The organism is Bradyrhizobium sp. LeoA1Lang, assembly GCF_055413685.1.
In genome coordinates this window covers 1-2,242 of record NZ_JBVAPG010000367.1, presented here as the reverse complement: position 1 = coordinate 2,242, position 2,242 = coordinate 1, and the positions used below count along the sequence as shown (strand labels likewise).

Sequence of the window (2,242 nt, the reverse complement as noted above, 5' to 3'; positions counted from 1 at the left end):
TCACTTCACGAGCGGTTTGGTGGCGAGTCCAACCTGGTTGAGGCCGATGCGGCCGAGCAGGTCGAGCACGTCCATCACGCTTTGGTACTGGGCCTGCGCGTCGCCGCGCAGCACCACGGGAAACTCCGGCGTCAGCGCCTTCTGCTGCACCAGCCGCTGCTCGAGCTCGGGCAGCGTCACCGGAATGGTGTCGAGGAAGATCTTGCCGTCATTGGCGACCGTGATCGCCTTGGTGGTCTGGGTCGCCAGCGACGGCGCGGCCGAGGCCTTCGGCAGGTTGACCTTCTGGCCCTGCACCGTCGCCGTCGTCATGATGATGAAGATCACCAGCAGCACGTAGGCGAGGTCCAACATCGGCGTGATGTTGATGTCGTCATACGGCTTGGAGTCGCTCTGGAGCTGCATCGCCGTTTACTCCGCGGCCATGCGGTGGTCGATCGGATCCGGCCGGTCGGCGGTGTAGAACTCCGCCATCTTGGTCACGAACTCGTCGACGAAGACCTGGATGTCGCTTGTCAGATCCTTGATCTTGGAGATCAGGTAGTTGTAGCCGAACAGCGCCGGGATCGCGACGCCGAGGCCGGCGACGGTCGCCACCAGCGCCGCCGCGATGCCGGGCGCGATCGCGTTGACGTTGACGTCGCCGGAGGCCGCGATCGCCGCGAAGGTGATCATGACGCCGACCACGGTGCCGAGCAGGCCGAGGAACGGACCGCCGGAGATCGCGATGGTCAGGACCACCATCAGCCGGTTCAATCGCTGGATCTCCTTGACCACGCCGCTGTCGAGCGCGGCGCGGATCGCCGCGATCGAGGCGCCGGACAACACCGGCGCGGCGCCGCCGCGGAAGCGGTGGCGGATCTCCTGCGCCCCGATGTGGTAGATGCGGTAGAGCGAGGAGGCCTTCATCGCCTTGGCATCGGCCGCCGTCAGCCGGCCGCCGAGGGTGGCGACATCGGCATCCTCGCCGCGGTCGAGCATGGTGAGATCGTCGGCGACCGCGCGGAAGTGCTTCATGAACACTGCGTTGGCCTTGGCCTGGCGGTTCAGGTAGCCGGTGCGGTCGACCATCACGACCCAGCTCAGCGCCGCCATGATCACCAAAAGGCCGATCACCACCCAGCCGTCGAGCGTGACCGACTTCAGGATCACCGCGAAGTAGCCCGACAGCCAGCTTCCGGTTTCCTCATCGACGCTGAAGGCGATCAGCTTGGCCTGGTCGGGGCCCTGCCCGATCGCGGCGAATTTGATGAAGCCGGCCGATCGCGCGATCTTCGCAATCTGCAGCTCGTCGACGTCGCCGGCAAAGCCCGCCATCGCCGGGACCGCAACCGGCGCGGGCGCAGCGGCGGCATCGTCCGCGGCCGGCGCCGCGGTGCCGTCCGCAGCCGTCGCAGCAGGGGACTGCGCGGCTGCGGACGGGGCGGCCTGGGCGACCGGAGTTGCACTGGAGGTTGCAGACGTGTCACCTCCGATCAGGGCCACCGTGTTCAGCGCCGGCAACGAGGCGGCGACCGACGCGTAAGCGTTGCCGTCGAGCGTCAGCGTGACCTGGCCGTTGCTGGCAACCACGGCCAGATGATGCCAGGTGCCAGGTGCGACCGGCGCACCGGCGCCGCTGCGCTGCGCGGCCCCGGCAGTGGTCACCTCGACGAACGGCGCGCCATTGTCCAGACCGATCACCAGCGCATTGCCGGCCGCAGCATCGCGGCGGCTGTAGAGCGCCGCGTTCGGCTGCGCGGCCGCCGGCTTGATCCAGGCCGACCAGGTGAACGGTGCGCCCGCCGCCTGCGTCAGCGACGGCGAGGCCGGCAGCGTCACCGGGTTTTGGCCGGTCAGCCGCACGCCATTGCCGATGAGCGCGCCTTCGGCCGGCTGGCCCACGCTCTGCGCGTTGTTGGCCCACACCGAGGAGTCGAGCGACGGCGTGCCGCGCTCGTTGAAGTGATAGACCAAGAGCGTGTCGGGATCGTAGGTCGCCTTGGCGTCCGCCGCCGCAACCGCCTTCTTGTTGCCGTAGTAGAGCCAGATCTCGGCCTTGGCCCCCGGCTGCACGTTCGGCACCGCGACCCAGATCAGCGCCTCGCTGAGCAGCCCGTCATATTTCTCGACGTGATACTTCAGCGGCGTCTTGTCGTCGCCGGCGACAAACCGCAGGTCGGAGCCGTCGTCCTTGGCGGAGGCGAAGCGGAAATTGCCGGTGTGCAGCCGGACCAGGACCGGCGTCGACCCGACCGGGTCG

General features: G+C 68.3%; 2 protein-coding genes. Both read right to left on the bottom strand.

Annotated elements, in window-relative coordinates; translation table 11 throughout:
- A complete protein-coding gene (locus ACZYOF_RS43480) occupies positions 1-405 on the bottom strand; it encodes an ExbD/TolR family protein (protein ID WP_027584694.1) in 405 nt (134 codons plus the stop codon).
- A 6-nt stretch (positions 406-411) separates the two neighbouring features.
- Positions 412-2,242: DUF2341 domain-containing protein (locus ACZYOF_RS43475; protein WP_463719555.1), on the bottom strand; the 1,831-nt coding region annotated here is incomplete at its 5' end.

Bases quoted from the DNA above. Each gene is read 5' to 3' on its own strand.
- ACZYOF_RS43480 (WP_027584694.1), bottom strand. From the start codon at position 405: ATGCAGCTCCAGAGCGACTCCAAGCCGTATGACGACATCAACATCACG.